22 protein-coding genes and 1 riboswitch are annotated in these 26572 nt (G+C 72.8%); of the genes, 12 read left to right on the forward strand and 10 right to left on the reverse strand.

Going from position 1 to position 26572, the window contains the following annotated elements; genetic code table 11:
* Position 1: 1 nt before the first annotated feature.
* Complete coding sequence (locus GTY58_RS11500) at positions 2–358, forward strand: DUF742 domain-containing protein (RefSeq protein ID WP_010983630.1); 357 nt, start codon at positions 2–4, stop codon at positions 356–358.
* Positions 345–929, forward strand: a complete 585-nt coding sequence (locus GTY58_RS11505) for an ATP/GTP-binding protein (protein ID WP_010983631.1) — start codon at positions 345–347, stop codon at positions 927–929. Before GTY58_RS11500 ends, GTY58_RS11505 begins: the two co-directional genes overlap by 14 nt.
* 57 nt (positions 930–986) lie before the next feature.
* On the opposite strand, the gene GTY58_RS11510 is transcribed toward GTY58_RS11505, so the two are convergent.
* The 3 genes from GTY58_RS11510 to GTY58_RS11520 are packed head-to-tail and all read right to left on the reverse strand — an operon-like array spanning position 987 to position 3502.
* Positions 987–1724 carry an FAD:protein FMN transferase gene (locus GTY58_RS11510; RefSeq protein ID WP_010983632.1) on the reverse strand — a complete coding sequence of 246 codons (738 nt, stop codon included), beginning with the start codon at positions 1722–1724 and terminating at the stop codon, positions 987–989.
* 1 nt (position 1725) lies between these two features.
* Positions 1726–2145 (reverse strand): FMN-binding protein, encoded by a 420-nt coding sequence (locus GTY58_RS11515; protein WP_010983633.1) that lies wholly within the window; start codon positions 2143–2145, stop codon positions 1726–1728.
* Positions 2146–2164: 19 nt separating this feature from the next.
* A complete protein-coding gene (locus tag GTY58_RS11520; RefSeq protein ID WP_037650069.1) occupies positions 2165–3502 on the reverse strand; it encodes a ferredoxin reductase family protein in 1338 nt (445 codons plus the stop codon).
* 151 nt (positions 3503–3653) lie between these two features.
* On the opposite strand from GTY58_RS11520, the gene GTY58_RS11525 reads away from it, so the two are divergent.
* Complete coding sequence (locus GTY58_RS11525; RefSeq protein ID WP_242432234.1) at positions 3654–4397, forward strand: response regulator transcription factor; 744 nt, start codon at positions 3654–3656, stop codon at positions 4395–4397.
* Positions 4394–5830, forward strand: coding sequence for a HAMP domain-containing sensor histidine kinase (locus tag GTY58_RS11530; protein WP_010983636.1), 1437 nt, complete (start codon positions 4394–4396; stop codon positions 5828–5830). The genes GTY58_RS11525 and GTY58_RS11530 overlap by 4 nt, the downstream gene beginning before the upstream one ends.
* Before the next feature lie 29 nt (positions 5831–5859).
* On the opposite strand, the gene GTY58_RS11535 is transcribed toward GTY58_RS11530, so the two are convergent.
* The 3 genes from GTY58_RS11535 to GTY58_RS41590 form a co-directional block, all read right to left on the reverse strand.
* Complete coding sequence (locus GTY58_RS11535; protein ID WP_037650016.1) at positions 5860–7677, reverse strand: asparagine synthase-related protein; 1818 nt, start codon at positions 7675–7677, stop codon at positions 5860–5862.
* 1 nt (position 7678) lies between these two features.
* Entirely contained in the window at positions 7679–8305 is a 627-nt protein-coding gene (locus GTY58_RS11540) for a lasso peptide biosynthesis B2 protein (RefSeq protein ID WP_010983638.1), read from the reverse strand.
* 399 nt (positions 8306–8704) lie between these two features.
* Positions 8705–12529, reverse strand: coding sequence for a right-handed parallel beta-helix repeat-containing protein (locus tag GTY58_RS41590; RefSeq protein ID WP_037650014.1), 3825 nt, complete (start codon positions 12527–12529; stop codon positions 8705–8707).
* Between the two features lie 95 nt (positions 12530–12624).
* Between GTY58_RS41590 and GTY58_RS11550 the strand changes: the two genes are divergently transcribed.
* The 4 genes from GTY58_RS11550 to GTY58_RS11565 all read left to right on the forward strand — a co-directional run bounded on the left by GTY58_RS11550 (position 12625) and on the right by GTY58_RS11565 (position 19055).
* On the forward strand, positions 12625–13023 hold the full coding sequence (locus GTY58_RS11550) for a hypothetical protein (RefSeq protein ID WP_037650012.1): 399 nt from the start codon (positions 12625–12627) through the stop codon (positions 13021–13023).
* Positions 13024–13033: 10 nt separating this feature from the next.
* Positions 13034–13963: a hypothetical protein gene (locus GTY58_RS11555; protein ID WP_010983641.1), complete on the forward strand. Its 930-nt coding sequence runs from the start codon at positions 13034–13036 to the stop codon at positions 13961–13963.
* Positions 13964–14108: 145 nt separating this feature from the next.
* Positions 14109–17870 (forward strand): CHAT domain-containing protein, encoded by a 3762-nt coding sequence (locus tag GTY58_RS11560; protein ID WP_137951398.1) that lies wholly within the window; start codon positions 14109–14111, stop codon positions 17868–17870.
* Positions 17871–18031: 161 nt separating this feature from the next.
* Positions 18032–18212: riboswitch (TPP riboswitch) on the forward strand.
* 48 nt (positions 18213–18260) lie between these two features.
* A complete protein-coding gene (locus tag GTY58_RS11565; protein WP_037650010.1) occupies positions 18261–19055 on the forward strand; it encodes an HAD-IIA family hydrolase in 795 nt (264 codons plus the stop codon).
* Positions 19056–19095: 40 nt separating this feature from the next.
* Here the strand turns inward: GTY58_RS11565 and msrB are convergent, their stop codons facing one another.
* From msrB to GTY58_RS11585, 4 genes are all read right to left on the reverse strand, one after another.
* The gene (msrB, locus tag GTY58_RS11570) at positions 19096–19503 is read right to left on the reverse strand and encodes a peptide-methionine (R)-S-oxide reductase MsrB (RefSeq protein WP_010983644.1); all 408 of its coding nucleotides are present in this window, start codon (positions 19501–19503) and stop codon (positions 19096–19098) included.
* A 13-nt stretch (positions 19504–19516) separates the two neighbouring features.
* Positions 19517–20911, reverse strand: coding sequence for a UDP-N-acetylmuramate--L-alanine ligase (gene murC / locus GTY58_RS11575; RefSeq protein ID WP_010983645.1), 1395 nt, complete (start codon positions 20909–20911; stop codon positions 19517–19519).
* Positions 20912–21087: 176 nt separating this feature from the next.
* Positions 21088–21561: a hypothetical protein gene (locus GTY58_RS11580; protein WP_010983646.1), complete on the reverse strand. Its 474-nt coding sequence runs from the start codon at positions 21559–21561 to the stop codon at positions 21088–21090.
* Between the two features lie 197 nt (positions 21562–21758).
* Positions 21759–22577: a pyrimidine reductase family protein gene (locus tag GTY58_RS11585; protein WP_010983647.1), complete on the reverse strand. Its 819-nt coding sequence runs from the start codon at positions 22575–22577 to the stop codon at positions 21759–21761.
* Between the two features lie 37 nt (positions 22578–22614).
* Between GTY58_RS11585 and zapE the strand changes: the two genes are divergently transcribed.
* The 4 genes from zapE (at position 22615) to GTY58_RS11605 (ending at position 26479) form a co-directional block, all read left to right on the forward strand.
* A complete protein-coding gene (gene zapE, locus GTY58_RS11590) occupies positions 22615–23712 on the forward strand; it encodes a cell division protein ZapE (RefSeq protein WP_037650007.1) in 1098 nt (365 codons plus the stop codon).
* A 157-nt stretch (positions 23713–23869) separates the two neighbouring features.
* Positions 23870–24262 carry a hypothetical protein gene (locus GTY58_RS11595; protein WP_010983649.1) on the forward strand — a complete coding sequence of 131 codons (393 nt, stop codon included), beginning with the start codon at positions 23870–23872 and terminating at the stop codon, positions 24260–24262.
* 148 nt (positions 24263–24410) lie between these two features.
* The gene (locus GTY58_RS11600; RefSeq protein WP_010983650.1) at positions 24411–24992 is read left to right on the forward strand and encodes a carbonic anhydrase; all 582 of its coding nucleotides are present in this window, start codon (positions 24411–24413) and stop codon (positions 24990–24992) included.
* Positions 24989–26479 (forward strand): SulP family inorganic anion transporter, encoded by a 1491-nt coding sequence (locus tag GTY58_RS11605; protein WP_010983651.1) that lies wholly within the window; start codon positions 24989–24991, stop codon positions 26477–26479. Before GTY58_RS11600 ends, GTY58_RS11605 begins: the two co-directional genes overlap by 4 nt.
* Positions 26480–26572: the final 93 nt, after the last annotated feature.

Genomic DNA, 26572 nt, shown 5'->3' on the forward strand with positions numbered 1-26572 from the left:
GGTGACGGATGGCGACGCGGCTGGTCGTCTGGTGCGGCCGTTCACGCTGACCGGTGGCCGGACCCGGCCCAGCCGGGCCGACTTCACCCTCATCACGTCGGTGACCGCGGTGGAACGGCCGCCCGCCGGGAGCTTCCGTCCGCAGCCCGAGCACACCCGGATCCTGCGGCTGTGCGCGGAGCCGGTCGTGGTGGCGGAACTCGCCGCCGGGCTCGACCTTCCGGCGAGCGTGGTCGTCATCCTGCTCTGCGACCTGCTGGAGGCGGGCCGGATCACCGCCCACCCGCCGCGCCTCCTCTCCCGCACCACGGACCTGGACCTGCTGCAGAAAGTGAGGGACGGCCTTGGCCGGCTCTGACCCCGCCGCACCTGCCGCCCCCGCGGCCGCGGCACCCGACACGGTCAAGATCCTGATCGCCGGCGGATTCGGCGTCGGCAAGACGACCATGGTCGGTTCCGTCAGCGAGATCGCGCCGCTGCGGACCGAGGAACCGCTGACCGCCGCCGGCCTGGACGTCGACGACCTCGACGGCATCGCGGAGAAGGACGCCACCACCGTGGCCCTCGACTTCGGCCGGATCACGATCGGCTCGGAACTCGTGCTGTATCTCTTCGGCACCCCCGGACAGCAGCGGTTCTGGTTCATGTGGAACGACCTGGCCATCGGGGCCCTGGGCGCGGTGGTCCTCATCGATGTGCGCAGGCCGGAGTCCAGCTTCGCCGCCGTCGACTTCTTCGAGCGGCGGGGCATCCCGTTCGTCATCGGCGTCAACGGTTTCCACGGACTGCATCCGTACACGCCCGAGGAGATCCGGGAGGCCCTGGCCCTGCCGGAGCGGGCCCAGGTGCTGCTGTGCGACGCACGGGAGCGCGAGTCGTGCCGGGACGTACTGATCGCCCTGATCGACCAGTTGATCGCCGCCCGCTGACGTGGCCGAGCCGGCCCGTCGCGGGGCCCTGGCGGCCGGGCGGGGGTCCGCCCCGGGCTATGCGGCCGCCCGCGCCCCGGCCACCGGAAGTCCCGCCGTACGCAGGACCCGACGCTCGGCGTCCACGGCGAACACCTCGCAGCCGTCCAGCCCGGCGGCCCACTCGACGCCCTCCGTGCCCATCGCGAAGGCCGCCGTCGCGACCGAGTCCGCCTCGGTCAGTGTCGGCGCCACGACCGTCAGGCTGAGCAGGCCGGTCGCCGGTCGCCCGGTGCGCCCGTCGCGGATGTGGTCGCCGCGTTCGTAGCGCGCGGAGGTCGCGACCGCCCCGTCGGTGAGCTCCAGGACCGTGCACAGCTTGTCGGCGTGTTCGGGATGCCGTACGCCCACCCGCCAGGGACCGCCGGCGGCGGCCACGTCACCGCCGGCGTTCAGGCAGAACCTCCGCGCCCCCGCCGCCGACAGCAGCTCCGCCGCCCGCTGCACCGACCAGCCCTTGACCACCGCGCAGGGGTCCAGGCCACGGCCGGGCAGCCGCACGTCGAAGGCTCCGCCGGTGGCGGCCCGGTAGTGCTCGCACAGGTCGAGGACCTCCAGCAGATCCGCGCTGAGCGCGTCCTCGCGCAGCTCGCCCCGGTCCAGCCGGGACACCTCGCTGTCGGCCTTGAAGGGGCTGAACCGCGCGTCGGCCTCCCGCAGCCAGGCGAACACCGCGTCCGCGGCCGCGTCGAAGTCGCCCTCGTCGTCGATCCGCAGCGAGACCGGGAACCCCATGACGTGTTCGACGCGCCGCACCTCAGGCGCCCTTCGCGTCGAGGGCGGCCTGGAGCGACTCCTTGTACCCGTCGCTGGTGACGGTCGCGCCGGACACCGTGTCGATGTCCGCGCTCTGCGCCTTCAGCGTCTCCGCGACCAGCTTCGGCACCGCCGCCGTCGTCTGCGGATGGTTCGGCTGCCGCAACATCCGCACGGCGCTGATCGTGTCGCCCTCGAAGGTCACCTCGACCTGCACGGGGCCCTTCTCGGTCTTGACGGTCGACCCCGCGACGACCTGGGCCGAAGAACCCGGCGAAGAACCCGGCGAGGAGGACGCGGAAGGCGACGCGGCGGGCGGGGCGGTCTGGGTGGTGGACGTCGTGTCGGTCGACGGTTCGTAGCGCCACAGCGGGATCAGGCCCGCGACGCTCAGGACCAGGACAGGAAGTGCTCGTTTCACCGGGATTTCCTCGTCTCCCTCATCCGGCCAGGCTGAAGCGCTCGTGGTGGATCTGCTGCTTGGGCACGCCCAGCTCGCGCAGGGTGCGCAGCAGGGTGGTGGTCATCCCGGGCGGTCCGCACAGGAAGACGTCCCGCTCGGCGATGTCCGGTACCAGGCGGGCGAGTTCGCTCGGGGCCAGCCTGTCGGGGGCGGCCGGCCCGGTCACCAGGTGGAGTTCGGCGCCCTTGGCGTGGGCGAGTTCCCGCAGCTCGTCGTAGAGGACGGCGTCGCGGTCCTCGGCCACCCGGTAGATGACCACCGCGTGGCCTTCCAGGTCCTCCAGCAGCGCCCGGATGGGTGTGACGCCCACCCCGCCGGCGACGAGCAGGGACTCCGGACGCGTGCGGTGCATCGCGGTGAAGGCGCCGTACGGCCCCTCGGCGAAGACCCGCGTGCCCACCTTCACATGCCGCAGGGCCGCGGTGCCGTCGCCGGCCGTCTTCGCGGTGAGCCGCAGCCGCGTGCCGTCGGGGGCGGCCGACAGCGAGAAGGGGTTGGCCTGCCACCAGCGGTCCCGGGTCAGGAACCGCCACAGGAAGAACTGGCCCGCCCGCGCGGGCATCCGGTCCAGGTCGCGGCCGGAGATGTGGATCGAGACGACGTTGTCGGACTCCGGGACCACGGCCGTGACCCGCAGTTGGTGACGCCAGTTCCGCCACAACGGGAGCACCAGCCGGCCCACGAGCACCGAGCCGAGCGCGACGCCCCACACGGCGTACCAGTACGCCGTGGCGGCGGACGACGAGGTGAAGGTCGTACCGGCCGCGACCTGGTGCGTGAACGCGAGCACCACGGCGACGTAGGTGTACAGGTGGATGAAGTGCCATGTCTCGTAGGCCAGTCGGCGCCGGGCGTACCGGCCGGAGACGGCACCCACGACGACGATGATCGTCAGGGCGACGACCGCGCGGAGCACGCCCTCGACGGTCTCGGCGAGGTCCACCAGCTGGTTCACCGGATCCATCGACGACGACTGTGCGTAACCGAAGGTGATGAAGACGGCGTGCGCGAGCAGCGTCCACAGGATGCCGAAGCCGGTCCAGCGGTGCCAGCTGGTCAGCCGGTCCATGCCGATCCGGCGGTCGAGCCACGGCAGCCGGGCCACCAGCAGCAGCTGAAAGGCCATCAGGAGGGCGCCGTACAGGCCGGCCAGCCGGCCCAGCACGATCAGCGCGTTCGAGGCGAACCCGGCCTGGGCGAAGAGGAAGGCCACCACGGCCGCGTTCGCGGCCAGCACGGCGTACAGGCCCGCGCGGGCCACCACCCTGGGGCGTATCGCCGTGGGGGGCGCAGGGGGCGATTGGACGGTCGTCACGGACGGCAGCTCCTTGATCGGGTCCTGGGACACCGAGCTTCGCTGGCGAGAGCTGTCGTTTTCCTGTCGCCGGACTTTCAACTGCTTATCGATATGGGTCCGGGGGGTGGCCCGCTCTGGCGCCCTGGGACACGTGAAGCACTATGAGCAGGTGGAAAAAGTACGACTCCTCGTCGTGGACGACGACCCGCCCATCGCCGACCTCGTGGCGACGGTCGCCCGTTACGAGGGCTGGGACGCGGTCACCGCGTACTCGGGCGAGGAGGCGCTGCGCCTGGCCGCGGAGTTCCCTCCGGACATCGTGGTGCTCGATCTGATGCTGCCCGACATCGACGGGTTCGGCGTCCTCGACCGGCTGCGTCGGTCCGGGACGATGGTGCCCGTCGTGTTCCTCACCGCCCGGGACACGGTGGCCGACCGGGTCGCGGGCCTGACCAGGGGCGGCGACGACTATCTGGTCAAGCCGTTCGCGGTGGAGGAGTTGATGGCCCGGCTGCGGACCGTGCTGCGCCGCAGCGCCGGACCCGGTTTCCAGCGGTCCGTGCTCCGGGTGGCCGACCTGACGATGGACGAGGACACCCGTCAGGTGCGGCGGGGCGACCGGCTGCTGACGCTCACGCCGACCGAGTACGAGGTGCTGCGCTATCTGATGCGCAAGTCGCCGGCCGTGCTGACCAAGGCGCAGATCCTGGACCACGTCTGGGAGTACGGCTTCGGGGGCCGCTCGAACGTCGTGGAGCTGGTCGTCAGCCGCCTGCGCCGCAAACTCGACGAAGCCGACGCTGCCGATGCCGGCGACGTCGCCGCCGAAGACAGCGCGGCCGACGCGGGCAGGGAGCCGCTGATCCACACGGTCCGGGGCTTCGGATACGTGATCCGGCCGGCGGCCCGGTGACCGGGCGGCTGCGGCGGACGTACCGCAGGCTGCGCCTGGGCACCCGGCTGGCGCTGGGCCTTGGCGTGCTGTCCCTCGTCGTGTTCGCCGTCGTCGGCACGGCGCTGACCACGTACATGCGCGACTATCTGGAAGCCCAGCTGGGCGACCAGATGAAGCTCGTCCAGGTCCTGCAGTCGAAGGACGCCCAAGTGCACGGCGTCGTGCAGCGCCAGCCGTACTACGGCTGGTACACCGCGGTGTACGACGTCTCGGGCGACTCGGCCGTGCTGCGCAGGCCGGCCGACGTACCGGCCGACACCCGGGCGCTCACCGCTCTCGCCGAGACGATGGCGCACTCGGACACGGACCTTCGGCGCACCGTGCGGATCGACGGCAAGGGCACCTACCGGCTACAGGCGTGCGAGGTGGAACCCGGTGTGGTCCTCGTCAGTGCCGCGCCCATGGCGGACGTCCAGGCGACCGTGCGGCAGCTGATCACGGTCCAGGTGGTCGCGTTCGTCCTCGCGCTGCTGGCCCTGGTGGTGTTCGGCCGGGCGATGCTGCGGCGCGGTCTGAAACCGCTGAGCGACATGGCGCACACCGCCCACGGCATCGCCTCGCACAATCTGACCGGGTCGGCGGCGCGGCTGCCGCTGCGCGACGACGGCCGCAGCGGCGGTCCGGAGGTCGAGGAGCTGCGCACCGCGTTCAACACCATGCTGGAGCACATCGACGGTTCGCTCGCCGTCCGCGCGGAGGCCGAACAGCGGCTGCGCCGCTTCGTCGCGGACGCCTCGCACGAGCTGCGTACGCCCCTGATGTCGGTACGGGGTTACGCGGACCTGTTCCAGTACGCGGCCGCCAACGCGCCCGGGGAACGGGACAGGCATCTGGCGCGGCTGCGTGCCGAGGCCGCCAGGATGGGGCTGCTCCTGGACGACCTGCTGCTGCTCGCCCGCCTGGACGCCGCGGAGGTGGAGACACCGCTGCGGATGGAGGACGCCGACCTGGTGGAGCTGGTGCGCCAGGCGGCGGACGCCTTCCGCGCGGGCCACCCGGACCGTCCGCTGACGGTGACGACCGGTCCCGACGCCGTACCGCTGCGGCTCGACCCCCTGCGCATCCGGCAGGTGCTGGACAACCTGCTCACCAACGCCGCCGTGCACACCCCCGCCGGAACGGAGGTGTCCGTGGAGGTCTCGGTCTCGTCCGGCACGGCGTGGGTGGGGGTCGCCGACTCGGGCCCGGGCGTTCCGGCGGCCGACCGGGAGCGGGTCTTCGACCGCTTCTACCGGGTGGACAAGGCCCGCAGCCGCGACCGCGGGGGCAGCGGCCTGGGCCTGGCGGTCGCCCGCTCCCTGGTGCGGGCGCACGGCGGCACCGTCGCACTGACCGGCGAACCGGGGGCGACGGTCTTCACCCTCGGGATCCCGCTGGGCCGCAGGGACTAGCGGGGTTCGGCACGCAGGGGTGGGGGACCTCAAGAGCCGGCGATGACCGGCATGCCCGCACCACCCGCACAGCCGCGCCGGTCCAGCCGCTCGAGCCACACCACCAGGGCGAGAGAGCTGTTCATCCGGTCCCAGGAGTACGCGTCGCCCACCCCGAGCTGAGCCTCCCTCACAGCCCGGCACAGCGTCTCCACGTCGAACATCTCCGCGACCAGCGGATGCCTCGCGGAGCGGCAGAGGTCGATGAGTTCGTCGCCGTGTCTGCGCAGGCCGCGGGCGTAGAGCTCGTCGAAGGGGACCTTGACCGCTCGGCCGCGGATCCGGGACGGAAGCAGATCCGCCATGGCCTCGCGCAGAACCGCCTTCGGACGGCCCGGACGGAACGTGGCTTCCGGAGGGAGGCTGCGCATCGTGGCGATGACCTCGTGGTCGAGAAAGGGGTGCGAGAGGAAGAATCCGTCCTGCCGTGCGCGGCGCCAGGAGAGCGGGTCGGGAGCGGCGAGGTAATTGGCCGCCTCGAAGAGCGACTGTTCCGGCCTGCGCCCGAACACGAAGCGGCTCTCCGCGATGCCGGCCTCACGGTAGCCGTGAGCCCGCGCGAATCCGGGTCGCAGCCATCGGGGGCGGGTGAAGCTGCCGAGGCCGCCCAGCACCGTTCCGCGGCGGACGAGCGCGGTGATCCGTTCGGCGGTCAGCGGAAGAGCCGGCCGCATGACGTAGTCGCAGACGACGTCCCGCACGCCACGCTCGCTGCCCGCGGCCCAGGCACGTGCCTGCTTCGTCAGCTGCCGGAGCTGCCCTGTGCGGGCCAGCCTGTGCAGGTGAAAGGGGTTGGCGTCCACCATCGCATCGGCCCCGCAGCCGGTCAGGAGGATGTCACAGCCCAGCTCCGCCGCAGCGGCATGGAGCCTGCTCCAGAACGGGGCGCGAAAGGCGTGCGCATGAGGCTCGTCCGCGTCTCCCGCGTGGTCCTGGAAGTCGTCGAAGTCAGCCACGTCGCCGACATCGACCATCACCGGGCGGGCCCCGGGTGCGTGCCGGTGGATCTCCTTCATCGCCTCGTCGAGGTACGGCTGCTCCCCCGCCAGCTCTCCTGTGCCGAAGCGCCCGGCGAGCAGGACAAGGTCCCTGGGGCTGTCCTGTCCCGCGGCCGTCGGACGGGCTGCGAGCAACGCGACGCTGGTGGAGTCGGTGCCGCCGGAGACGTGACACGCCGTCATGGTGCCCATGCGGCGCCCGACGGCGTGCTCCAGTGCGAGGCGCAGCTCCTTCGCGGCCCCGCTGAGCCGGAGCCCGTCCGCTGTCGAGTCCCACGGGTGGTCGGCGTGACCGACGCGTCCCAGCGCCCGACCGCGCATCCGCCCGGTGATCGAGAGCTCCACGACCTCGCCGCCGAGGACCCGGTGCACGCCGGCGAAAGGGGTGAGTTCCGAGTGCGGTTGCGCCATGTTCCCGGTCAGGTACCGGCAGAAGTAGCGACGTTCCAGCTCTTCGAAGTCGCCCAGCCGGCGCGCCGAGGTGCTCACCGCGCTCACCTGTCCGCCGGACTCCCTGAAGAACAGGGGGATGCGTGCTTGCTCGTCCCGCATCAGCAGGACGCGGTCGCGGCACACCAGGACAGCCGCATAGTCGCCGGCCGGCAGACGCGGTGCGGCTCCCGGTCGGCCGAAGTCGTCCAGGAGGCCGTGCGCGCCCGCCACGCGGTCACGGACCGAGCCGGCCCAGCCGACGACCACCGCGGTGCCGGCCCGGGAGGAGACCGTCGTCACGAGTCCCTGCCGCGCCATGGCCTCGGTCGCCCGGAGCCTCGGTGCGCCCGCGGCCCACTCGAGGCGGAGCGCTTCCACGTCACTGCCCCGCGCAACTGATCGAGAGCACCGGCGCGAACGCGTGCCCTCGCGGATCGGCGTCAGGGATGCACAGGCCCGCCGAAGACGTCCAGGCGTGCAGGGCGAACGGGTGCTCGCGCACACCGACGTGGAGCACGGCCTTCAGGCCGCACCGCCGCAGCAGGACGAAAGCCGTCACGGCCTCGGTCTTGCAGTCGTCGTTGACGAACCAACTGCTGCGGCTGTGTGACCGCACCGCTCGTTTCAACCGCTCGACGTCCTCCGCGGACGGGGGGTCGGCACGGGCGTAGACCGGGGCCGCCAAGGACAGGAGCCGAAGGACGCGCCCGAATCCCAGGGTCCGGATCAGCAGGTGCACTCCGCGCAACCAGAGCCCGACCTCGACGTCCGAGTGCCCCTTCCGGCGGGCCGTCGCACACCCGGCACGGATGAGCCCGGTGACGAGTTCGGCGCGTTCCTCAGAGCTTCCGTCGGCGAACTTCCGCATGTCCGTCGCAGTCATGCCGAGAAAACGCGTCCGCCGCCTCCAGTCCGCGATCAGAGCTCCGCCGGACATCCTGGTGACCCGGCAGTGCGGTGACAGGATCCGCGTCATGGCCGCCAGGGCATCGGTCTCCTCTGCCACCCCACATCCTCCAAGGTGGGCCCGCCGCGGTGACTCCGCGGCAGGCCCGGTTCGACTCGGTGGGCGGTGTTCAGGACTGATATCCGTGCCCGTCGTAGAGGCCGCCACTGAAGCCCCGGATCGAACGGCCACTGCCGAGAAGGACGAGCCCACGCGGCATACGACGCCGCAGTCGTCGAAGAAACATCGCCTACCTCCAGAATCAGGCGGTGTCGATCAAATCCAGGCTACTCTGCCGCGAATGCCCCGCAACCGGACCGCAACCCGACCGCGACCGCACCGCGGTCCGGTCGCGGGGTGACCGAGGTGCTGCCGCTTCCCGCTTGTGGTACGGGTGTTGAAACCCAGGCGGTACGGGTGTGGAAACCCAACGACACGCCCTCGCCCCCTCGGCACCCCTCAGGGCTCCGGTATGTCGTCCGGGCGGAGGGTGAGCAGTTCCTGATGGGTGGGGCGGTCGATGTCGGACAGGCGGCCCGCCATGTGTTCGATCATGGTCTCGAAGAGCGTGCGGGCGTCCCGCCCGTTGGACGGGCTGCCGGTGCTCGCCCGGCCCCGGAAGCGGGCCAGGAGCCGGGGCTCCACGTCCGGGTCGAGCTCGAAGCCGTGCCGGTCCGCCAAGTGGCGCACGATGCGGACCAGTTCGCCCGGGCTGTACGGCGAGAACGTCACGATCCGGGAGAACCGGGACGCAAGGCCCGGGTTGGCCTCCAGGAAGCCCTCCATCTCCACGGGGTAGCCGGCGGCGATCACCACGACGTCCTCGCGATGGTCCTCCATCAGCTTGGTGAGCTCGTCGATCGCCTCCTGGCCGAGGTCGTGGTTGACGCCGAAGCGCCGGGCCAGGCTGTACGCCTCGTCGATGAAGAGCACCCCGCCGCGGGCGCTGTCGAAGACCGCGCGGGTCTTCAGGGCGGTGGAGCCCAGGTACTGGCCGACGAGATCGCTGCGGTGCACCTCCACGAGCCGGCCGTCCGACAGCACGCCCAGCTCGGCGAGGATCCGGCCGTAGAGCCGGGCCACCGTGGTCTTGCCGGTGCCCGGCGGCCCGGAGAAGACCAGATGACGGCCGCCGGGCGGTTCGGACAGGCCGGCGTCGCGGCGCAGCCGGGCCAGCCGCAGCAGGTCGACCTGGGTACGGACCTGGCGTTTCGCCTCGGTCAGACCGATCAGCGCGTCCAGTTCGGCCTGCGGTCCGAGCCCGGCGGCGGGCTGCCCGGCCGGGGGCGGCGCGTCGCGGGTGGTGACGGCGTCGAGGCGTACGCTGCCGTCGCCCGCGACGGCCTCGCCGCGGCTGCCGGTGATCCGGCTGTCCGTGATCCGGCCGCTGACGTCGCTCCGGGTGCGCAGCCCGTCGCCGTCGCTGCCGGTGCAGGAGCTGTCCCGGATGTCGAACTGGCTGCTGTTCTCCGCGAGGATCCCGTGCGCACCGGAGTCCGTCACGGTCAGTTGGTCCGCGACCAGGACGGCGCTGTCCAGAATGTGCGCCCCGTACCGCGCGGCCCGCTCGACCGTGCACTGACGCACCGTCAGATATGAGGTGTCGCGCGCGAAGAGGCCGTCGGACACGGGCTCGGAGATCCGCAGGTTCCGCGCGACGACCCGGGCGGATCCGGTCAGTACGAGAGCGCAGTCCCGCATTCCGCACAGCTCGGCGCCGGTGAGTTCGCCGGATGATCCGGAGCCGGACGCGTGCAGGCCGTACTTGCAGTCGTCGGCGCGCAGTTCCGCGGCCTCGAAGGTGCCGTCCTGGCACAGCCGCACCACGGAACCGGTGAGCGCGCGGGCCTCGACCCGCTCCAGGCTCGCGTGGCCCTTCTCCACGACGACACCGTGTCTGGCGTCGACGATGCGGCAACCGTTCACCCGGAGCCGGGCCTTCTGGTCGACGCTCAGGGCGGCGTTGGACAGGTGCTCGAACGAGCAGTCCTCGATCCCGCACACGGCTTCCTCGGTCACCCGCACCCCGACGGCCCGGCAGCCGTGGAAGGAGCAGTCGCGCAGGGTCGGATCCGCGCCGCCGGAGACGACGGCCCCGGCGTCCGCGCCGCGCACGCGGGTCCCGACGACGGTGCCGTGCCCCTGGTCGCGGAAGCCGAGCGCCGTACCGGACAGGTCGCGCAGCAGACAGTCGCGCACCTCGGCCTCGGCCTGCTGCTCGACCAGCACGCCGTGTCCGCCGAAGCCGGAGAACTCGCACGTCCGGAGCCGGGCCCGGGTGCCCGCCCCGCTGACGTGGACGGCGCTGCCGCGGCCGTCGGCGAAGACACAGTCGGTGACCTCGGCGTGCGCGCCCTGAGACACGACCAGCGCGTCCTCGCCCGCCGCCTGGAACCGGGTGCCGCGCAGCACGGCGCGGGCCCCCTGCAACGTCGCCTTGCCGACGGCCAGTTCACCGCCCATCACGGTGATCTCGCTGCCGGCCGAGGCGGTCAGGGCGGCCGCTCCGTCGCGGCCTTCGAGCCGGCAGTCGCGCAGCAGCAGCCGGCCGAAGACCGCGACCGTCGCGGTGCCGCGGCCCACGACCGCCAGGCCCGTGACCACCGCACTGCCGGTCACGTCGAGCACGTTCGCCCCGGCGACGGCCGGTTCGACGACCACGGTCCCCGGGCCCCGCGCGGCACAGAGTTCGACCTCACCCTTGAGGGACAGCGGCTCGGGGTAGCGGCCCGGCTCGACCATCACCCGCAGCGGCCCCGGGCCGGTGTGTGCGCGCAGCGCGGCGGCGATGGTGCGGTGGCCGCTGTCGCCGGTGGGCGAGACACGCAGCACACGCAGCTCGCCGGGGGCCGCGGAGCGGGTCCCGGACGGCGGGGCGGACGGCGGGTCGGCGGGCGGTACGGCGGCGTCGAGAGCGGGCGCGGACCAGCGCTGGGCGCCGTCGCCGTCCCGGGCCGGCCCGGCGACCCGCACCCCGAACGTGTGCAGCGCGTGGGCGAGTTGCCCGGGGTGGACGGCCAGTCCGAGGGCCTCGCCCGGCACACCGGCGAGTACCGGGACGATCCGCAGCGTGCCGTCGGGGGCGGCCCGGAAGCAGTCCCGCGGCGGTGCGGCGCCCGGCTCGGGGACGAGCGGGCGCGCGAGCAGGGCCCAGCGGTGCTGCCGCCCGCGTGCGCCCTCCGGGGCGGAGCCGATCTCCAGCGACTCCACCGCGCTCCAGGGCAGGGCACGGTCCGTGCCGCCGGCGTGCAGCCGCAGCCCTCCCGCGTCCAGGTGCAGCGCGCAGCGCCGGGCGAGGAGGTGGTCGAGCGCGAGGAGCGCGGGCAGCACCACGGCAGGGGCGGCGAGTCCGGCGCCGAGGTAGGCCCAGTGCAGGCCCGGGCCCGGCCGGGTAGCGGCGAACCGGAGGTAGCCGTAGCAACAGGCGAGCCAGACGGCGACCGACAGCCGTCCGCCGTAGCCCGCCGCCCTGCGGGTCAGCGGTGAACGCAGGCGGCCCGGGATGCGGTACTCACTGCCGGTGGCCACCGCGGAGGTGGTTGCCGGGGGCAGTCCGGTACGGCGCCAGCGGGGGCCCGCGTGGGTGTCGAGCGCGAGGTCCAGCTCGCGGGGCTCGACGGCCAGCGGGCGCAGGTCGACGCTCACACAGCGCCAGCCCGCGTCCCAGCGGGGCGTCAACTCCACTGTCCGCAGCAGGAGTCCGGCCGGCCCGGTGATCCGGCGACGCGGGCCCGGAGCGGTCGCGGGCGCGGTCAGGGGTGAGGGCGTGGGCGGGGTCGTAGGTGCGGTGGCAGGTGCGGTGGCAGGTGGGGTCGTACGTAGGAGCAGCTGCTCCGGGAAACGGTGGCCGGTGCGCAGGATGCGCCGGTCCACGGCCGGGACCACGCACAGCCAGTCGAGTTCCGGCCAGGACCACCGCAGCCGGCGCAGCGGCCCGTGCCACTCGATGCCGTCGATGTCCACCGTGAGCGCGACCGGCCACAGAGAGGTCAGCAGGAGCCGCACACAGACGACGGCGAGGACGGCTCCGCCCAGGACGCACTCGGCCACCACCGGCACGGGGGCCCGCACGGCGTGTACGGCATCCGCGGACACCCAGCACACCACGGCGCCGACGCCCGCACCCGAGGCCGCCCACAACCGTTTGCGGACCGTCCGCCGGTCCCGGTGAAAGGTGGTGCGGGCCGCGGCGGGACGCCGCACCGGCCGGCGGGGCGCGGGCAGGGGTGTGCCGTCGGTGGGCGCGGCGTCGTCGCCGCTCCCGGTGTCATGCCGGACGTCCACCCGTACCCCCCGTGTCGATGTCCCGGCTGTCGAGTGCCTCGTCCCCACGGGTGCACTTCGACCAACCCAGGACCAGCGTAAAGGATGGGACTACCATGAGTGATGTGTCGTCACACGAGGATCACGACCGTCAACTGGCGCTTCTCTGCCAGCAGTTGGCGCGGCTGCGCAGGATGCACCGGGGGCCGGTCGGCGCGTCGGGGCGGCTGGTGATCGACCGTGCGGTCCGGGCCGCCCGCGAGGGCGGGCCGATCGGCGAACACCTCGAAGCCCTGGGCCTGCTGCCCGGGCGCACGGCGGACGAGGCGGACGAGGGTGCGCCGCGGGGCACCACCCTCCCGCCCCGGGTGACGGACGGCGCCCCGCACGCCCTGCTCGGCCAGCACGTCTGCCCGCGCGGGGTCTGTACGCGGCGGGAGCAGCGGGCGGTCGGCGAGGAGCGTCCGGTGTGCGAGATCTTCGACCTGGCGCTGCGCTTCGACCCCGAGAGGTGAACGGGCCTACATGCTCTCCGGATTCGTCACCGATGTCGGCCGGAAACTGGCGGAACGCTGGGCCGCCACGCTCGTCCTGCCCGGCCTGTTGTTCACGACCGTCGCGGCCGTCGCCCTGACCCTGCGCCAGAGCGCCTGGTCGGACGTGGACCTGCTGCGCCTGCGGGTGACGGCGCTCACCGGAGCCGGTTCGGGGGCGGGCCCCGGCGCGGGCTCGGGTTCGACGCGTACGGCGGTGCTGCTGCTCGGTGTGCTGGCCGCGTCCTTCGCCGCCGCGCTGGTGGCCGACGCGCTCGGCGGGCCGTACGAACAGGCGTTGCTCGGCAGCTGGCCCCGCCTCCTGAGCCGGCCCGCCGCCGCGCTCACCGGGCGGCGGCGCAGAATCTGGCAGGAACGGGACGACGCCTGCCGCCGGGCCGTGGCGCAGGACACGGAGGGGGCCGCCGAACGTGCCGCCCGGCTGGGCGCGTTGGAGGTGCTGAGAAACCAAGTGGCCCTGACCCGGCCGGAATGCCCGACCTGGATCGGGGACCGGCTGCGCGCCCCCGCCGTGCGCATCCGGCTGGAGTACCGCCTGGAGCTGTCCGACGCGTGGCCCCGGCTGTGGCTGGTGCTCCCCGACTCCACGCGTCAGCCGCTGGCCGAGGCCAGGCAGCGGCTGGACGAGGCGATGCGCCTCGGCGGCTGGGCGGTCCTGTATCTCCTGCTGGGCGCGGTGTGGTGGCCGAGCGCCGTGGCCGGGGCGGGGGCGGCGCTGGTGGCCTGGCGGCGGGGCCGGGACCGGGCCGAGGAGTACGCCGAGCTCGTCGAGTCGGCGGTCGATGTCCATCTCCAGGAGCTGTTCGAACGGTTCGACGAGGAGGCCCGCCCGGTCCGGGCGAGCCTGGGCCCCGCCGTCACCGAACGGTTCCGCAAGGGCGCGGGGCCACGACGCCCGTGACACGCGGGACCACGACGCCCGTGACAGCCGAACGCGGGAGCGGAGGACCCCTGCCGCCCGGACACGGGAGCGACGCACAGGACACCCGGGCACCGGACCACGGCGCCCACACCACGGGACCGGACGCGAGAACGGGGTGCACGAGATGACCGAGCCACAGCAGTTGCCCGGGGAGGACCGGCCGGCGGAGCGGGAACGGCTGCTACGGGCGGTACGGGGGCGCCTGGACGCGCTGGGCGGACCGACGGGCAACGGCCATCTGCACACCGCGGAGGCACGCCAGGAGACCGACCGTCTGCTGCGCCACCTCGTGGCTCCCCACCCGGCCACGGGCGGCGGCCACGCACTCGACGCCGAAGTGGCGTACGTACTCGGAGTGATGTATCTGTTCGTCGCGGACGACCGGCCCGACGCCCCCACCGCCGCACAGGACGGCCAGTGCGCCCTCCTGCTGCTCGCCCCCTTCTACTGCCACCTGCCGGACCAGCCGGATGTCCTGCCCCCTCCCCTGCGCGCCGGACTCGACCAGCTCCTCGGCGCCGAGGGCCGACGGCCCGACGCCCCCGAGGAGATCGTCCAGGAGCACGCCGCGTCCCTCGCCAACCTGGCGATGCTGCTGCTGGAACTGGGCATCACCCTGGCGTACCCGGAAGCCATCCGCGTTGCGGCCGACCTGGCCCGCGAGGCCCTTCCCCATCTGTCGCCCGACGGCCACGACCGCGCCCTGGCCGGATGCAACCTCGGCTATGCCCTGCTCCTGAGCGGCCCGACCCCCGTCTCCTCCCCCGGCCAGGCCGACCCCGAGCAGCTGGCGGAGGCCGTCTCCGTGCTGCGCACCGCGTTCGCCGCCACCCCGCGCGAGCACCCGAACCACGCCCGGTGCGCCAACGGCCTCGGCCTCGCGCTGCTCGCCTCGGCCGGTCAGGCCGAGGACCGCACCCAACTGGCCGAGGCCGCCGCGATGTTGCGCATCGCCACCCAGACCGCCACGGAGGTCGACCAGAACCTCCCGCAGATGTACTCCGACCTCGGTTACACCCTCACCCTCTGCGCCCGCACCGCCGGGGAGGGCGAGGAGCCGGGCCCGGAGGTCCGCGAGGAGGCCGTCGACGCGCTCCGGCGTGCCGTGGACCTCACCACGCCCGCCGAGGACGGGGAGATGCTGCGCACCCGCCTCGACCGGCTCGCCGACGCCGTGGTGATCGGCTCCCCCTCGGACGACCGGCCGCGCGCCGCCGCACAGGCCGAGCAGGCCGTCGACACCCTGCGGCGCCTGCTCGACCTCACCCCCGAAGGGCACCCGGAGCGGGGGGACGTACTGCTGCGGCTGGCGGGGAACCGGTTGGTGGCACAGCATCCGCAGGAGACCATCGACCTGCTGGTACAGGGCGAGTCCGCGTACGCCACAGACCCCCGCCGGGAGCAGATCGCCCGGGCGTTGCTCGTGGAGGCGGCCATGCTCAAGGGAGAGCTGGACTCCCGCGCGGACCTCACCCCCGAGCAGCAGGCGGACTGGCAGGCCATCGACGACGTCATGCTCCCGCTGCTGTCCGGGGACACGACCGGCCACCCGATGCGGTCCGTGATGAATCTGATCGGCCTCGGCGGGGAGGGGGGCGGGAGCCGCAGCCAGGAACTGATGGACTTCGGCAGCATGGTCCTCGGCTACCCGGACCGGGTCGGCCTGAACGAGATCTTCGCCAAGGCGATGGAGCTCCAGGCCCGGCGCATCGCCAGGCTGCCCGAGGAGGAACGCGCGGGCGCCGTCGCCGCGTTCCTGGCGGGAGACGACGACGAGGGCGCGCCCGGGCCGCCGGGCGGGCGGGTCGAGGAGTCCGAGGAGCCGCCGGACACCAGCAGCCTCGACGAGCTGCTGGAGATCCACGAACGACTGCTGCCGCGGCTGCCACCCGACTCCCGCGAGCACCGCCTGCTGCACGGCGGGCGGAACATGCTGCGCCTCGTGCAGATCATGTACGAGTCCATGTACGCGCCGGGCGACACCCGGACGCGTCTGCAGCTGATGCGCCGGGCCCTGCCGCTGATGCGGGAGCTGTTCGAGGAACTGCCCGCCCAGTTGGAGGAGCTGGGGATCAAGCCGGAGCTCTTCGGCGCCCATACGGCACTGGCGTTCGCGTACGAGTCGCCGTTCGAGCAGCTGGAGGCGGTCGAGGAGGGGGTGCGGGCCGCCCGCCGGAGGCTCACGGAACTCGCCCCGGACACGCCGGAGTACGCCGAGACCCGGACCACCCTGGCCCTGTCCCTCTTCGTCCGCCATGCCCTGTGGTCCGAGGAGGCCGACTACGAGGAGGCCGTGGGCATCGCCCGGGAGCTGACCTCGGCGCCGGCTCCCGGCTGGCGCACGGCCATGCTGCTGACGCAGTGGACCTCCGCGGCCCAGTCGCGGATCCAGCGCACCGGGCTGCTGGGCCAGGCACCGCCCGGGGTCGGGCAGTCGCCCAGCCTGATCACCCGGCTGGCCTCCGACGGCGCCGCCACCGCGCTCGACGACCGGGACCCCGTGGAAGCGCTGGAGACCCTGGAGGACGGCCGGGCGCATCTGCTGTCGGGGGCGCTCAACGCCCGCCGCGAACTGGAGGTCCTGCACGGTGCGGACGCCAAGCTGCACGGCCGGCTGCGGGCCGCGCTGGAACGGATCCGGGCGCTCCGCACGGCGAGGGAACCGGGCCGATGGCCCACACCGGACGAGGAGGACGAGCTGCGGTCCGCTTCCGACGACGCGGCCTGGCTCGTCGCCGAACTCCAGCAGCACCCGGGCTTCCAGCGCTTTCTGACCCCGCTTCCCCTGGGTCTCGACGACCTGCTGCCCGCCGCCGCGGAGGGGCCGGTGGTGAGCGTCAACATCAACCCGCGCCGCTGTGACGCCCTGGCGCTGTGCCCCGACGGGCTGCGCGCGGTACCGCTGCCGCGGCTGTACGCCTCCGATCTGGTGGCACAGGCCGAGTCCTTCCGGGTCGCCGTCGAGGCACTGACGGCCGGACCGCGCGACCCTCTGTTCGAGGACGCCCGGGAGATCTTCACGGGAACGCTGGCCTGGCTGTGGGACGTACTGGCCGAACCGGTCCTGGACGCCCTCGGGTTCACCGGTCCGCCGGAGTCAGGAGCGCCCTGGCCCCGGCTGTGGTGGTCGCCGTCCGGGGTGCTCAACTCCTTTCCGCTGCATGCCGCCGGGCGCCACGGCAGCGGGGAGGCGGCGGACGCCGCCGTCCTGGACCGGGTGGCCTCCTCGTACACACCGACCCTGCGCGCCCTGCTCTTCAGCCGGGCCCGCAGGCGCGCGGCACCCGGCCGGCGGCGCACCCTGGCCGTGGCCATGCCGCAGACCGCCGGACAGGCCCCGCTGGCCCGTACGGTCACGGAGGCCACCGAGGCGGTGGCGGCGGGCGGAGGCGTTCCGCTGATCGGACCGGCCGCCACCCGGGACTCGGTGCGTGCGGCCATGGTGGACGCGGCCGTGGTGCACTTCGCGTGCCACGCGGACAGTGACCCCGAGGACCTGTCGGCCGGCCGGCTGCTGCTGGCCGACGGCGACCTGCTGATCCGCGACATCGCCGAGCTCCACCTGGAGACGGCCGAGTTGGCCTACCTCTCGGCCTGCGGCACGGCCCGCGGCGGCGCCACCGCGGCGCTCGCCGACGAGGTGATCCACCTGGGCTCCGCGTTCCAGCTCGCCGGCTACGCCCAGTCGGTGGCCACGCTCTGGGAGGTGGGCGACTCCTTCGCGGCCAGGGCCGCGGCCGAGTTCCACCGCACCCTGGCCCCCTCCCTCCCGGGCCCCGGCCCCCTGCCCGCGGCCCTGGCCCTGCACCACACGGTGCGCTCGCTGAGACAAGACGACCGGGAGCGGCCTTGGACGTGGTCGGCGTTGGTGCACGCGGGGGCCTGAGCGGCGCGTGTGCGGCGGGCGGAAGACGGGCCGGAGACGGGCACCGGGCGGGCGCCAGACGAGCGGACGAGCGGACGAGCGGACGAGCGCCAGACGGGTAAAAAATCCCGATTTAGGAGGGTTCATTTCCTGTTGACCGCACTAGAATGAGAAACAGCCTGCGGGACGAGCGAGGGAGTTCGACCGGAGTAGCCGACTTTGGCGTGAAGCTGGGAGTACGTGGTTTCCGCCCGGGCCGACGTCGACGGTCGGGCTGAGAGGCTGGAAGGTCGCAGGACCTGACAGCGACCTCTGGAACCTGATCCGGACCATACCGGCGCAGGGAGCCCGTCTCGCAGGTTATTCGTGTGCGAAGCGACGCACCCACGGACCCCGCGGTATTGTCCTGACATGGATGCCGTACGTGCGGTCCTGATCGACATCGACGGTGTGCTCACCGTCTCGTGGAAGCCACTGCCCGGCGCGATCGAGGCGCTGCACCGGATCCGCGACGCCAGCCTCGGCGTGGTCCTGCTCACCAATACGACGTCCCGTACGCGCGCGTCGATCGCTGCGACACTGGGCGCCTCGGGCTTCCCGGTGAGCGCCGAGGACATCCTCACCGCACCCACCGCCACCGCGGCCCATCTCACCGACCACTGTCCCGGCGCCCGCTGCTCCCTGCTGAACAGCGGTGACATCCGGGAGGACCTCGTCGGCGTGACCCTGCTCGACGACACCGACACCGTCCCGGACGTCGTCATCGTGGGCGGTGCCGGCCCAGAGTTCGACTACGCGGCGCTCAACCGGGTCTTCGGCCACCTCCAGCGGGGCGCCCGGCTGGTGGCGATGCACCGCAACCTGTACTGGCGCACCGACCGCGGACTGGATCTCGACAGCGGTGCGTTCCTGCTCGGGCTGGAGCACGCCGCCGGCACTCGGGCCGAGATCACCGGCAAGCCGGCGCCCGCGTTCTTCGAGGCGGCGCTGACACGCCTCGGGGCCGGCCCCGGCCAGGCGGTCATGGTCGGCGACGACATCGAGTCCGACGTGCTCGCGGCACAGCGCACGGGTATCACCGGTGTCCTCGTCAAGACCGGAAAATACCTGCCCGAAACGCACCACGCGGCGAGCGCACGGCCCGACCACGTCCTGGACTCCGTCGCGGATCTCCCCGCCCTGCTGGACTCCGTCGTGCGCCGCTAGGGCCTGCCCGAGGGGTCACCCCCGGGCGTGCCCGCCTGCCTCAGCCCTCGTCCGGCGCCAGCCGCAACGAGATGGAGTTGATGCAGTACCGCTGATCGGTCGGGGTCGCATACCCCTCCCCCTCGAACACATGTCCGAGATGCGACCCGCAGCGAGCGCACCGCACCTCCGTCCGCACCATCCCGTGCGAACGGTCGTCGATCAGCTCCACGGCGTCCGTGTTCTTCGGGTCGTAGAAGGACGGCCAGCCGCAGTGCGACTCGAACTTCTCGTTCGACGTGAAGAGCTCCGCGCCGCAGGCACGGCAGGAGTAGACGCCCTTCGTCCTGGTGTCCGTGTACTCACCCGTGAACGCCGGCTCCGTGCCGGCCTTGCGCAGGACCGCGTATTCGGCCGGGGTCAGCTCCGCGCGCCATGCCTCGTCCGGCTTTTCGATGTCGTACGACACGAGCCTCAGCCCCTCACTGCTTCGACAGACGGTCCAGGATCCGCGGGCCGAGCTCCGTCACGTCGCCCGCGCCCATGGTGAGAACCAGATCGCCCGGCCTCGCCATTCCCGCGATCACCGACGGGACCTCCGCCTTGTCGTGCACCGGCGTCACGTCCGCGCCCGCCGCCCGCGCCGCCTCGATGATCAGCTCGCTCGTGATGCCCGGGATCGGGTCCTCGCGGGCCGGGTAGATGTCCAGGACCACGGACGCGTCCGCGAGCGCCAGGGCCTGCCCCATCTCCTTGCCCAGCTCCTGCGTGCGCGAGAACAGGTGCGGCTGGAAGACGACCAGGATCCGTGCGTCACCCGCCGCCGCCCGCATCGCCTCCAGGTCCGCGGTCATCTCCGTCGGGTGGTGCGCGTACGAGTCGATGACCTGGACGCCCGCCTCCTCACCCTTGAGCTGGAGGCGCCGCTTCACCCCCGTGTAGGCGGCCAGGGCCGAAGCGAGGTCCGCGGCCGGGATGCCCAGCGCCACCCCCGCCGCGAGCGCCGCCACCGCGTTGTGCGCGTAGTGCCGGCCGGGGACCGACACCGTGAAGGTCAGCTCCGTGCCGTCGAGCAGGACCTCCACCTCGCTCTTCAGGCCCTGCGCGGTCACGGACAGGACGCACACGTCGGCGTCCGCCGACTCGCCGTACGTCACCACCCGTACGCCGCTCGCCGTGACGCGCCGCGTCAGCTCCCGCGCGCCCTCGTGGTCCGCCGCGATCACCAGCGTGCCGCCCTCGGTGATGCGGTCCACGAAGGTCTCGAAGGACGCGTAGATCTCGTCCATGGACGCGTAGTTGGCGTGGTGGTCCAGCTCCACGTTCAGCACGATCGCCACGTCGGGCGCGTACTTGTGGAAGCTGCGGTCCGATTCGTCCGCCTCGGCGACGAAGATGTCGCCCTCGCCGTGCAGCGCGTTCGAGCCGGGGGCGTCCAGGTCGCCGCCGATCGCGTACGACGGGGCGAGGCCCAGCGTGGACAGCGACACCGCCAGCATCGACGTCGTGGTCGTCTTGCCGTGCGTGCCCGCCACCGCGATCGGGCGCAGGCCGTCCATCAGCCGGGCCAGGGCGTCCGAACGGTGGACGACCGGGATGCCCAGCTCCGCCGCGCGGGCCAGCTCCGGGTTGTCCGCGCGGATCGCGGAGGAGACGACGACGCACGTGGCGTCGTCGGCGAGGTGCTCGGCCGCGTGCCCGATGTGCACCGTCGCGCCCAGTGCCCGCAGGGCCTCGGCGGTCTCGGACTCCTTCGCGTCGCTGCCGGCCACCTTGGCCCCGCGCTGCGCGAGGATCTTCGCGATGCCCGACATCCCGGCGCCGCCGATCCCGATGAAGTGCGGTCGGTCCATGGCGGTAGGAAGACCGGGTGCCATGCGTGTTTCTCCCCAAGAGGTGCGACGAGCGGTACGTGGTGCGACTAGCGGTACGACGATGCGCGCACTCCGGAGAGCGAGCGCGCCCCAAGCCTATGCCTTGCCGTACGGGCCCCGTGCAGGCGACGCCCCACGGGGCCGGCGGGCCTACGCCCTGCCGTGGGGGACCCGCGGGCCTACGCCTTGCTGTGCGAGAAGAGCTTCAGCACCGGCACCCCCACCTTGTGGCGCGCTCTCGACGCCCAGTCGCGGTGGAAGAACTCCTCCACGTAGTGGGGGTCCGTCAGCACGATCACCTCGTCCGCGTCCACCTCGTCCACCAGCGCCTTCAGCGCGTCCAGCGGATGGTCCTCGATGAGGCGGCCCACCGCCTCGCTGCCGGATGCGTGCAGGGCGGCGAGGGACACCTCCAGAGCCTGCCCCCCGAGGGCCGCCGCGTCCTTGCCCTCCGGGGTCTCCCGCTCGTGCGCCGCCTCGTCCAGCTCACCCAGCGCGACGTCGTCGATGGCCCGCAGCAGCCGGTCCGCCTGATCACCGCGGGGTTGCAGCAGTACGTGGAAGGAGACCGCCTCGTCGCCGTGCAGGGTGGTGACGAACTCCACGTCGGCGGACGTCAGAGCCTTCTCGATCATCAATACGCTCGTGAACACGACTGGCGCCCCTTCTGCTGTGAAGGCCCGCGCGGGGCCTTCTCTCCTCCGCTGGGCCGCGAGGCCCTGCGGAAACCATCCTGCCCCGTAACCGCACGGAGTCTGCGAGATTTAGTGTGCCCAGCGGCAGCGGAACGGAACGGGTGATTCCGCTACGTGTCGGCCAGGGCCGGCGGTACCGGCCCCGGACCCGATGGTCAGCGGCGCCGGTACCGGCCGAACAGAAACCCGGCATCTTCCAGCAGGGAGACGAGTTCGAAGCGGGCCGGCACCGCCACCGACGGCCCTGAGGCGATGCGCTGCGCGTCGCCCGCGACGAGCATCGGGGAGAGGGCCAGACACATCTCGTCCAGCACACCGGCCGCGACCAGCTGGCCGAGCAGCCGCGGGCCGCCCTCCGTGAGCAGCCGGGTCATCCCGAGGTCGCCCAGGGCACGTACGGCGCGGGCCGGGTCCACGCCCCTGCCGTCCCCGGCCACCACCACCCGCGCGCCCGCCTTCTCGGCGGCGGCGACCCGGTCGGGGGGTGCGGCGGCCCCGGTCAGGACGAGCGTGGGCACCAAGGCCGAGGTGAAGAGCGGAAGCGAGAAGTCCAGGTCCAGGCTCGCCGTCACCACGGCGATCGCGGGCGCGGGGCCCTGCCCGGCCGCCGCCCGCAGCTCCGCGAACTCCGCACGCGCGCGGGCCGGCCGGTACCCCTCCTGCCGTACCGTTTCCGCACCGACGACCACCACGTCCGCGAGCCCCCGAAGGGTGCCGAAGATCCGCATGTCGGCGGCGCTGGAGATGGGCTGCGAGCGGCCCTCGTGCTGGGCTGCCCCGTCGAGCGTGGTCACCATGTTGGCGCGCAGCCAGGGCGTACGGCCGCCGGGCCCGCCCGCGGCGCCGGCCCGGGGATACGCGTAGGCCGCGGCCAGCTCGTCGAGCCCCCACTCCCGGTCCGCCGCATCCGCGCCGGGAGCCCCTCCCGAGGCCTGGGCTGCTGTTTCTTCCGTCACAGGGAACAGGCGTCGCATGACGTGCAGTGTGGCACGGCAACTAGAGTGGGGAACCGTGTCGTCCTCCACCGCCGCCTCCGGTATCGATCCGATAGCCGAAGCGGCCCCGCTGTCCCTGTGCGCCCGTGCGCCGCACGTCCCCGCCGACCGGCTCGTCGCGGAGATGGTGCCGCCACCGCGCTTCGACTCGGTCCGCTTCGCCACCTACATCCCGGACCCGAACCAGCCGAGTCAGACCGAGGCCGTCCGCGTCCTCGAAGACTTCGCCACCGGTCTGGGCGGGGCGCACGCCTCCGGTTCCGGCAGGCGCAGGCTGTTCGGCTTCGGGAAGGCCCCGAAGACCCCGGCCGGCCCCCGCGGCGTCTACCTCGACGGCGGCTACGGCGTCGGCAAGACCCACCTGCTCGCCTCCCTCTGGCACGCCACCCCGGCCGAGCCCGAGCTGAAGGCCTTCGGCACCTTCGTGGAGCTGACGAACCTGGTCGGCGCGCTCGGCTTCCAGAAGACCGTGCAGACGCTGAGCGGCCACCGGCTGCTGTGCATCGACGAGTTCGAACTCGACGACCCGGGCGACACCGTTCTCGTGTCGACGCTGCTGGGCAAGCTGGTCGACGCGGGCGTCGCGCTGGCCGCCACCTCGAACACCCTGCCGGGCAAGCTCGGTGAGGGCCGGTTCGCGGCCGCCGACTTCCTGCGCGAGATCCAGGGCCTGTCCGCACACTTCCGCCCCTTGCGCATCGACGGTGAGGACTACCGTCACCGCGGGCTGCCCGCGGCTCCGGCGCCGTACTCCGACGAGCAGGTGACGAAGGCGGCGTACGCCACCCCGGGGGCGTCCCTCGACGACTTCCCGCACCTGCTCGAGCACCTCGCCCGGGTCCACCCCAGCCGGTACGGCGCGCTGACCGACGGGCTCGGGGCCGTGTGCCTCACCGACGTCCAGCCGGTGCCGGACCAGTCGACGGCGCTGCGGCTCGTCGTGCTCGCGGACCGGCTCTACGACCGCGAGGTCCCGGTGCTCGCCTCGGGGCTGCCCTTCGACCAGTTGTTCAGCGAGGAGATGCTGAACGGCGGCTACCGCAAGAAGTACTTCCGTGCGATCTCCCGCCTCACCGCCCTCGCCCGCGACGCCAAGGGGCTCGTAGCGGCGTAGCAACCCCAAACACGTTTGCTGCATGGGCGACTTCAAGCCATTCCCACCTCGGCTTTTGGGCTCTTCTTTACCTGAAATGTAAAGTTAACCCTGCAAACAACTTAGGCGCGTTAACGTAGTCAACGACGCCGAGTCGACGCAGCGGGAGAGGAGGCGCATGGTGCGAGGTACGACGGTCCGGTTCGTGCTGACGATCCTCTCCACCGCCCTGCTGGCCCTGCAACTCTTCGCTCCCACCGCGTCCTTCGCGGCCACGCACAGCGACACCCACGCGTCCGCCCCCACAGCCTCGGGCGGATTCGTCGCCAAGCGCGCGGACGAGGTCGCCTCCTGCGGCGAGTCCGAACACCCTGCGGGCCCGACCGGCCCACTGCGCACCCGTGATCGCCACGGCGCCGCCGCGACCTCGGCCTCCGCGCCCCCCGTGCTGGTGTTCATGGGATACGGCTCCCCCGCCACGCACCCCACGGAGGCCGGTGCCGAGTCGCACCGCACCTCCAGATCCTCGACCGCCCACTCCCCCGCGGCACTTCAGGTGTTCCGCTGCTGAGCTGCCCCTTCGGGCACGAACCGGCACGACCCACCCTCACCACGCCACGTCCGCCGAGCGCGTAGACGTGGGGTCATGTCGTCGTACCCGCATCTGCCATGTTCTCGTACGCCGACGCGCCATCGAGGCGCGCCAGGAGGAACTGACAATGCAGCCCCTCATCGATCATGCCCGTGCGCACGGACAGCGCCCCGAGGAGTTCGCCCAGCTGGCCGAGGGCCAGTCACCGCAGGCCCTGTTCATCACCTGCTCCGACTCCCGGGTCGTCCCCGCCCTGATCACCGGCGCCCGGCCCGGTGAGCTCTTCGAACTGCGCACCGCCGGCAACATCGTCCCCCCGTACGCCGCCTCCCAGCACCCCACCAGCGAGGCGGCCACCATCGAGTACGCCGTCGAAGTGCTCAAGGTCACCGACGTGGTCGTCTGCGGCCACTCCCACTGCGGCGCGGTCGGCGCCCTGGTGCGCGGCGACGACCTGACCGCCGTACCCGCCGTGCGCGACTGGCTCGCACACGCGGCTCCCCGCCCGGCAGGCGCGGTCGAGGACCCCGCCGTCACCGAGGCGGTGCAGAGCCACGTCCTGACCCAGCTGCTGCGCCTGCGCTCGTACCCGTGCGTCTCGGCGAAACTGACGAGTGGTCAACTACGGCTGCACGCCTGGTTCTACGAGGTGCACACCGGCTCCGTGCTGGCCCACCGTCCGCAGACCGACACCTTCACGGCCCTGTGAGCGCCGCCGTGCGGTCCCCGAACAGGTTCCTCGTGAAGTTCCCCCATCTGCGGCAGGACTTCGCCGCTTCCCTCGTCGTCTTCCTGGTGGCCCTGCCGCTGTGTGTCGGTGTGGCCGTCGCCTCCGGCGTGCCGGCCGAACTCGGGCTGGTCACCGGCATCGTGGGCGGCATCGTCACCGGGCTGATGCGGGGCAGCAGTCTGCAGGTCTCGGGCCCGGCGGCCGGGCTGACCGTGCTGGTCTTCGAGGCCGTCCAGGAGTACGGGCTGCCCGCGCTCGGCGTCATCGTCCTGGCCACGGGTGCGCTCCAACTCCTCATGGGCGCCCTGAAGCTGGGGCGCTACTTCCGGGCCATCTCGGTCTCCGTCGTCGAGGGCATGCTGGCCGGCATCGGGCTCGTCCTGATCGCGGGCCAGCTCTACTCGGTGGCCGGCGCCAAGGCCCCGGCCTCCGGCCTGGGCAAGATCGCCGGTCTGCCCGAGGCGCTCATAGCGGCGGCCCGGAGCACCGAGGCACTCGCCTCGCTCGCACTCGGCGCCGGGACCGTCGCCGTGCTCGTGCTGTGGCGGCGGCTGCCGCGCAAGGTGCGTACGGTACCGGCGCCGCTGGCCGCGGTCGGCCTGGCCACGCTCGCCGCCGCGGCGTTCGGCCTGCCGGTGGCGACCGTCGAGGTGAAGGGGCTGCTCGGTGCCGTCCAGCCGCCGTCCCTCACCGCCTTCGGCGACCTCGCGAGCGTCGGCCTCCTCGCCACGATCGTCGCCTTCACCCTGATCGCGTCCGCCGAGTCGCTGTTCAGCGCGGCGGCCGTGGACCGGGCTGCACGACGGTCCGCGCACCCAGTACGACAACTGTTCAGCGCGGCGGCCGTGGACCGGCTGCACGACGGTCCGCGCACCCAGTACGACAAGACGGCGGTGATCGTGCGCAGCGCGGCCAACGTCCAGGCGGGCGCGCGGACGAAGGCGTCCCGTGTGCTGCACGGTGTCTGGCTGCTGCTGTTCGCCGCGCTGCTGCCGTCCGTGCTCGCGTACATCCCGATCCCGGCACTCGCGGGCATCCTGGTGCACGCCGGCGCCAAGCTCGTTCCCGTACGGGCGATCGTGACCCTGTGGCGCGAGCACCGCGGCGAGGCACTGATCCTCGTCGTCACCGCGGTGTCGATCGTCGCGGTGAGCATGTTCGAGGGCGTGCTGATCGGGCTCGCGCTGGCCGTCGTCAAGACGGCGTGGGAGGCCTCGCACGTACGCCTCGACGTCATCGACAAGGGTGCCGGGCCCGTCCAGGCGTACCTGTCCGGCAACGCGACCTTCCTGCGGCTGCCGAAGATCCTCGACAGCCTGGAGGCGCTGCCCCAGGACCGCCCGGTCGAGCTGGACCTGGCCGGGCTGCACCACCTGGACCACGCCTGCCGTACGGCCCTGGAGAACTGGGCCCAGCGGCACAGCGGGGCCGGGACCGAGCCGGTGAAGGTCACCTCCGGTTCCTGACGCCCTCGGGCCCGCCGGTACCCGTACCGGCGGGCCCCTCGCTTCTGGGGCCCCGGCGGAATTATCGTTGCAGGAGCAGACATGAAGGGGCCT

Source organism: Streptomyces sp. SID5469, from assembly GCF_009862865.1.
Classification (GTDB): domain Bacteria; phylum Actinomycetota; class Actinomycetes; order Streptomycetales; family Streptomycetaceae; genus Streptomyces; species Streptomyces avermitilis.

Excerpts from the sequence above, each read along its gene's own strand:
- GTY58_RS11550 (WP_037650012.1), top strand. The coding sequence starts at position 12,625 with ATGAGTGATGTGTCGTCACACGAGGATCACGACCGTCAACTGGCGCTT.
- GTY58_RS11555 (WP_010983641.1), top strand. The coding sequence starts at position 13,034 with ATGCTCTCCGGATTCGTCACCGATGTCGGCCGGAAACTGGCGGAACGC.
- GTY58_RS11560 (WP_137951398.1), top strand. The coding sequence starts at position 14,109 with ATGACCGAGCCACAGCAGTTGCCCGGGGAGGACCGGCCGGCGGAGCGG.
- GTY58_RS11565 (WP_037650010.1), top strand. The coding sequence starts at position 18,261 with ATGGATGCCGTACGTGCGGTCCTGATCGACATCGACGGTGTGCTCACC.
- murC (WP_010983645.1), bottom strand. The coding sequence starts at position 20,911 with ATGGCACCCGGTCTTCCTACCGCCATGGACCGACCGCACTTCATCGGG.
- GTY58_RS11585 (WP_010983647.1), bottom strand. The coding sequence starts at position 22,577 with ATGCGACGCCTGTTCCCTGTGACGGAAGAAACAGCAGCCCAGGCCTCG.
- GTY58_RS11595 (WP_010983649.1), top strand. The coding sequence starts at position 23,870 with ATGGTGCGAGGTACGACGGTCCGGTTCGTGCTGACGATCCTCTCCACC.
- GTY58_RS11600 (WP_010983650.1), top strand. The coding sequence starts at position 24,411 with ATGCAGCCCCTCATCGATCATGCCCGTGCGCACGGACAGCGCCCCGAG.